This is a genomic window from Streptomyces sp. NPDC054794 (genome assembly GCF_053611585.1).
Genome location: NZ_JBSHAQ010000056.1, coordinates 59,081 through 65,055, shown reverse-complemented (window position 1 = coordinate 65,055; position 5,975 = coordinate 59,081). Strand labels below are relative to the sequence as shown.

Here is a 5,975-nt window from a genome sequence, read left to right as displayed (position 1 = left end):
GATGCGACAAGACGCCCGAGAGCTACCTCGCCGGCCTCCACCTTCGTGCCTCGATGATCTGGATCAGCGACCTCCTGAAGGCACCTGACTGATCACAACATCACACAGGCCCTAGGGGGCTGTCGCTGCGTCGAGGGCCGATTCGGTCTTGGGGGTTGAGGAACATTGGCGTCGGATCGTGCGTCTGCACGTTCCGTGATCGCCGTAATCCGTCAGAACAGGGCGTCCTGGCCCGGCTCCTCACGAGGCAACGGACCGACGTCCTCACCGCTCCACTTCGCCTCTAGGTGCTTGCGCCAGCCCGTCGGCGGAGGCCAGGGGACACCCCATTCCGCAAGCTGCTTCTTCGACCAGCCGCCGTTGGGGGTCCGCGCGGCGGCCACCTCGTCAGGGGAGGGCACGTAGTTGACCATACGGAGATGCTGCCCCAGCACGCGGCCTGGGTGCCACAGAAAACAGACCAATATGGCCCCGTACCTGCTACCGGTCCCTGGGCCCGGGGGTCCTCCCCGGGCCCAGGGACATCAGGAGCCGGTGACTGCACCCGCAACGGCGGCCGCCAAGGTCAAGACGCCGAGAGCAACCAGCAGGGGCTGGGTGGCTGTGGGGTGGTGGTGCGTGATGTACGCCGCAGCGGCACCGAGCAGGAGTACGACCAGCATCAGGGCCGCGTCGCCGGAACTGAGGTACATGCGTTCTCTCCAAGGATCGCAGTGGGATGAATGTGGCTCCGGAGCCGTGGAGAGAGATTGAGGGACGAGGGGGCTAGCTACGCAACTCTCGCGAAAATCCGCCGTTTTAGCAGGTCACACGGCTGCGCAAGTCTTCGCGAGAATCGTTTGCCCCCATCAGGGCCGGGGCGCGGGCAGGGCCGGGGCGTCCCCAGAGACGAGGGAGTCCCGCCCCACGGCCAGTTCCGGCACGTACTTGTACAGAGTCGTACGGGAGACCCCGAGTAACTTCGCGATCGAGGTGATGGTGTTCTCCGGCTGTGCGAGAAGGGCGCGGGCGTGCCGGACCTGCTCCGCGTTCATGGCCGACGGCCGCCCGATCTGCTCGCCCCGGGCGCGAGCCGCCGCAAGACCCTCGTGCGTGCCCTGCACGATCAGTTCCCGGATGAACTCCGCGAGCGCGGCGAACACGTGGAACACCAGGCGCCCGCCCGGGGTCGTGGTGTCGAGGGCCTCGTGCAGCGACTGGAAGCCGATACCGCGCTTGCGGAGGCCGGAGACGATGGCAATCAGGTCTTGGATCGAGCGGCCCAGGCGGTCGAGGGAGGGCACCACCAGGGGTCGCCGGGCCGTAGGTAGTCCAGGCACTTCCACAGTTCCTCGCGCTCGGCGTTCTTGCCTGACTTCTTGTCGGTGAAGACCCGAACGCAGCCGGCCGCCGTCAGTGCCGCAATCTGCCGGCCTTCCCTGCCAACTCCTCCGGGGCCCGGGTCGGGTACGGGCGCGTGTCCACGGATGCCGCCGCTTGCGTTCACTCCACAGTCTTCCCAGTCGTAGCAGCCGTCAGTGTGCGGATCGCCTGGCGGCGCAGACCCGGGCCCTGGTGGCATGCCGGGCGGGAAGGCGCCGGCGTGGGCGGCGGCTTTGCGATGACCAGCACGCCGGTGACGAGGGCTGCAGGCGAAGAGTTGCCAACTTCCCCTTGCGGAAGCGGGTTTCACTGCGCTGTACCCAGGGAATCGAATACGCTGTAAATATCTACAGCACTTGGAGTGTGAGGGGTACAGCACAGATGCATCGCCTTCAACCCGTTGCCAACGGCCTGCGCACCGACCACCCCGTCCCCGGCCTGCCCTTCGTGGACGACGAGCACATCCCGGTCGACGACCCCGCCGCAATCGAAGCCATCGGACGTCACGAAGGGGGCGGCACGTGGGGCCGTTGGGACCGGGAGCGCAGCGTGGACGACTCCTGGCTCGCCTTCACGACCGACCCGATCCGTCAGGACCTGGCCTGGGTCGTCCGCCACCACTCCGAGCACGGCCGCACTGTTCTGCTGGTGCGAGACAATGACGCCTCGCCCTGGCACAGCAGCTGGTGGGGACCCCAACTCCTATTCCGGCAGGGCGGCTACTGGTGGGACGGAACCAACTGGCACCGGCCCGACCAGGTCTGGGACGCCCCCAGTGAGCGATTCGACCACCGGCCCGTCAAGGCAGCGATCACCATCACAGCCGCCGACCTGCTCGACGACCACGCCCACCCTGACGGCGGTCGTCTGCTGAAGGTCGCCAACTTCGACCTGGACGCGCCGCCTCCAGACCCCTGGAACGACCACCTGGCCTTGTGGGCCTCCCGCCGGCCTCGCGACGCGCGGCCGCTGTCAGCGTGCGTAGTGCGCCTGTCCGCACCGGAACTCGCCGCCGACCAGCTCATCGGGGTGCCAGAGATGGCACAGATTGGCAACATCGCGGCCTCCACCCTCCGCGCCTACATCGCTCGGAACCAGCGCGATGTACCCCCGCCTCAGGCCACGATCAACGGCCGTAACCTCTGGGCTCGCCCGGTGGCCGAGGACTGGGCGGAAGAACGTGACCGCTCACCTCAGAGCGCGGCTGCAAAACTCAGCTCCAGCGACGACAACCTCCCCGTCGGCCTGTCCGAGCTGCGTCAGCGCTTGGCCCGCCGATTCTTCGGCGTTCTGTGGGAGCGGCCGGACTGGCGCAAGCGCTGGGCTCTGCGTTTCCGTACCGAGAGCGCTGTTCACGAGGTCGCAGATGAACTGGCCTGGAGCGTGGCCGACAACACAGGCAGCATCATCGACCCGCATGACCTGGCCGTCACCATCCGGCATGCCATCCTTGACGAGTTCGGTGCCGGTAAGGAACTCGACGAGTCCCTCGGCGATACCGGCCCGGCGATCTTCTACGGCATCGTGACGCCGGTGGCGAAGATGCTCGACTGGCTCATCCGGCACCACCCACTTGCTGCCCACCACGCCATCGGCGAGATCATCGGAGATGCGGAGCGGCGGCTGGACATCCCGCGCGACGTGAGCGCTCAGTCCATCCGCACCGCTCTTGGGCTGGACAGTCAGCTACCTCGTCAGGCCCGGCTCGACTTCCTTGACCGTGCGCTCCCGCCTGACTCCCGCTGACCTGACACTCAGGTCCCACCGGTGGAGTCTGGTCGTTCCAAGCTGCAAAGACCTGTATGTCGCCGCATACCCGGGGCCGAAGACCCCGCATTGAATGAGTCCGGCAACAGGCCCGCTGCTGCCGGACTCTGCGCGCAGCGGGGGTGGCGCAACTGCGGCAGGAGGCCGATGTCCTGGCTCGTTGTCAGTGCAGCGTCCTACCGTGAAATCGACGGGAGTTGTCAGAGAAAGGGTGGTAGTGGGTGGCCAATATCGTCTGGCACACGAAGCTCCGGATTCTTATCGACCTGAACAGGGACGACCTTGATCATCCGGAGTTTCCTGACTTGTGGGAGACGATCTACCGGATAGACCGGTACCACGGGCGGCTCCGCACTCCCGTGCACGAGCGGGAGCTGCAGTGCGGGGGCGTCTGCCGGGAGCAGGGTGTCGAGGCCTGGATGCATCTGCGTGTGCGTAATGGCGGGCGGGAAGCCGTGCACGAGCGCAGCGAGGACGAAGCCCGCCATGTCGTGCCCATGAGCGACGAGCACAAGGCGTACCAGGAGCGGATCCTGCGTGCGGCGGAGGAAGGCGGCTTCCACGGCGACAGCGAGGTACGCACCCGGGCCGGCCGGAGCTGGATCCAGACCGACACCCTCGTCGAAGGTAGCGACGGCCGTCGCATCGGCTGGGAAGTCCAGCTGTCCACCATCGGCTCCGATGGTCTGTGCGGCGTCCGCGCCCGCGCCGCCAAGGCAGAGAAGAACGGCATCACTCCGGCCTGGCACACCGACCGCTCCGACTACGCCCAACGCCACGACACCCACTGGACCCGCAGCGACAACCTCCCCGCCTACGTCATCGCCCAAAGCGGCGATCTGCGCGTCGTCTCCGGCTTCCGCAAACTGGACTTCTGGCGCTGCGACGTCCATGCCGTGCACCCCTGCCCCGATGGCGTACGCCGTTGCGGCAAAGCACACGCCACGCCTGTTCCCAAGGACGTCCTGTTCGACGACCTGGTCCGGCGGACAGCCGCTGGCACCATCGTTCCGATCCAGTTCCGCACGTCCGCCAAGCCCCACCGCTTCTGGGTCACCGACACCGACCAGCACCGCTACCAGGACCTGCTCAGCGACAACACTCAGCTCCCTGAGCCTGCGATCGACGCCCCTGCTCCCGCCGGTGCCAGCCGTAACCGGCCTACCTGCCGCCCTGGTCTCAACGCCACCACAACCCCGCTGCCCGCACCGTCCGCTGCCCCAAGCCCTGCGACGGTCTCCTCTCTGCTGCCCACCCAACCCCGCCCGCCCGCCGTCGAAGCAAGCAGTGGTACGACCACACCAGCGAGCGCTGAAACAGATCTCGTGCGCCGGCCCGGCCCAGCCGTCCAGACAGGGTTGCCTGACACGCTGATCGTGCTGCAGCAGGCCGCGGACGGGGAGCACCTCAAGCTGCAGCAACTGGCCGACAACGAAGAGCGCAGGCAACAGCGGAGCGTCTGGTTCGAAGCAGCACACGCCGCGCAGTCTGCGATTACCCAGTACGCCCGGACCAAGCGCCTCAACCGGTACGAGGTGGAGAAGGAGCTCCGCAGACTCTTACGTCATCGGGAGAACACGGCACGTACGTAGCAGATCCGCGACCGCATCCGAGCAACCGGGGCGGCTGCCGCGGTGCCGACCTTGGTATCACCGCGGTTCACAGCCCGAACGTGCGACGCGCAACCTGCGCAAGAAGACGACCACTGCTCCAGCACGCTTCGCCATGTCACACAGGGCCGATGCCGGCGATGGCGCTGACAAAGGTCATGGCCTGCGTTGCGCTCGCGCGCACCCTCTCACTTGCGTCCTGTTGCGCTGTCTTTCGTAGCAGCGATGCCGTTTCCGGGTCCTGAGGCCATACCAGCCCCAACAGCCGGACTGCTACCTCGCGCAAGGTCTCCGACTCCGTTTCCTCAGCACATCTTGATATGCAATCCCATGCATTCGTGTCAGGCCATCGATGCCCCAGTACCTGCAGGGCGGTGATGCGGACGTTCTCGCTGGTGGTGTCGCGGGCGGCGTTGAGGACGGTGGTGCGACTGTCCTCGTCGTCTGGCCACTGCTGCCCGAGCACCCGCAGGGCGGTAGAGCGGACATTCCCGCGGTTGGGGGTGGTGTCGCGGGCGGCGTTGAGGACGGTGGTGCGACTGTCCTCGTCGTCTGGCCACTGCTGCCCGAGCACCCGCAGGGCGGTAGAGCGGACCTGCTCGCGGGTGACGTTCAGGTTGGGGGTGGTGTCGCGGGCGGCGTTGAGGACGATGGTGCGGCTGTCCTCGTCGTCTGACCATCGGTCACCCAACATCTGAAGGGCGGCGGAGCGGACAAAATCGCGGGTGGTGGTGTCGCAGGCGGCGTTGCGGACCGTGGTGCGGCTGTCCTCGTCGTCTGACCATCGGTCACCGAGCACCTGCAGGGCGACGTAGCGGACGTCTTGGCGGGTGGGGGTGGTGTCGCGGGCGGCGTTGAGGACGGTGGTGCGGCTGTCCTCGTCGTCTGGCCATCGCTCAGCCAACATCTGCAGGGCGGTGGATCGGATGGTCTCGCGGCGGGTGGCGGTGTCGCGGGCGGCGTTGAGGATGGTGGTGCGGCTGTCTTCGTTATCTGGCCACCGTTCACCGAGCACCCGCAGGGCGGCGGAGCGGACGCGGCTGGGGGTGGTGTCGCGGGCGGCGTTGAGGATGGTGGTGCGGCTGTCTTCGTGGTCTGGCCACTGCTGCCCGAGCACGTGCAGGGCGGTAGATCGAACGGTCTCGCGGGTGGGGGTGGTGTCGCGGGCGGCGTTGAGGATGGTGGTGCGGCTGTCTTCGTGGTCTGGCCACTGCTGCCCGAGCACGTGCAGGGCGG

Annotated in this window: 6 protein-coding genes; 2 read left to right on the top strand and 4 right to left on the bottom strand. The window is 67.3% G+C overall.

Features of this window, described 5'->3' with window-relative positions:
- Positions 1 to 212: 212 nt before the first annotated feature.
- From ACWGKT_RS39535 to ACWGKT_RS39525, 3 genes are all read right to left on the bottom strand, one after another.
- Entirely contained in the window at positions 213 to 413 is a 201-nt protein-coding gene (locus ACWGKT_RS39535) for a hypothetical protein (RefSeq protein WP_235455375.1), read from the bottom strand.
- 111 nt (positions 414 to 524) lie between these two features.
- Positions 525 to 692 carry a hypothetical protein gene (locus tag ACWGKT_RS39530; protein ID WP_453277473.1) on the bottom strand — a complete coding sequence of 56 codons (168 nt, stop codon included), beginning with the start codon at positions 690 to 692 and terminating at the stop codon, positions 525 to 527.
- Positions 693 to 848: 156 nt separating this feature from the next.
- Positions 849 to 1,319: a recombinase family protein gene (locus ACWGKT_RS39525; RefSeq protein ID WP_453277472.1), complete on the bottom strand. Its 471-nt coding sequence runs from the start codon at positions 1,317 to 1,319 to the stop codon at positions 849 to 851.
- A 490-nt stretch (positions 1,320 to 1,809) separates the two neighbouring features.
- Here ACWGKT_RS39525 and ACWGKT_RS39520 point away from each other — a divergent pair, with 490 nt between their 5' ends.
- Both ACWGKT_RS39520 and ACWGKT_RS39515 read left to right on the top strand, forming a co-directional pair.
- On the top strand, positions 1,810 to 3,108 hold the full coding sequence (locus ACWGKT_RS39520) for a hypothetical protein (RefSeq protein ID WP_453277471.1): 1,299 nt from the start codon (positions 1,810 to 1,812) through the stop codon (positions 3,106 to 3,108).
- 242 nt (positions 3,109 to 3,350) lie between these two features.
- On the top strand, positions 3,351 to 4,721 hold the full coding sequence (locus ACWGKT_RS39515; RefSeq protein ID WP_453277470.1) for a hypothetical protein: 1,371 nt from the start codon (positions 3,351 to 3,353) through the stop codon (positions 4,719 to 4,721).
- A 136-nt stretch (positions 4,722 to 4,857) separates the two neighbouring features.
- On the opposite strand, the gene ACWGKT_RS39510 is transcribed toward ACWGKT_RS39515, so the two are convergent.
- Positions 4,858 to 5,975 (bottom strand): HEAT repeat domain-containing protein (locus ACWGKT_RS39510; protein ID WP_453277469.1); only part of this gene is annotated, 1,118 nt, incomplete at its 5' end.

What these genes read in the sequence shown, in the direction of transcription:
- ACWGKT_RS39535 (WP_235455375.1), bottom strand. Translation starts at nt 413, where the DNA reads ATGGTCAACTACGTGCCCTCCCCTGACGAGGTGGCCGCCGCGCGGACC.
- ACWGKT_RS39530 (WP_453277473.1), bottom strand. Translation starts at nt 692, where the DNA reads ATGTACCTCAGTTCCGGCGACGCGGCCCTGATGCTGGTCGTACTCCTG.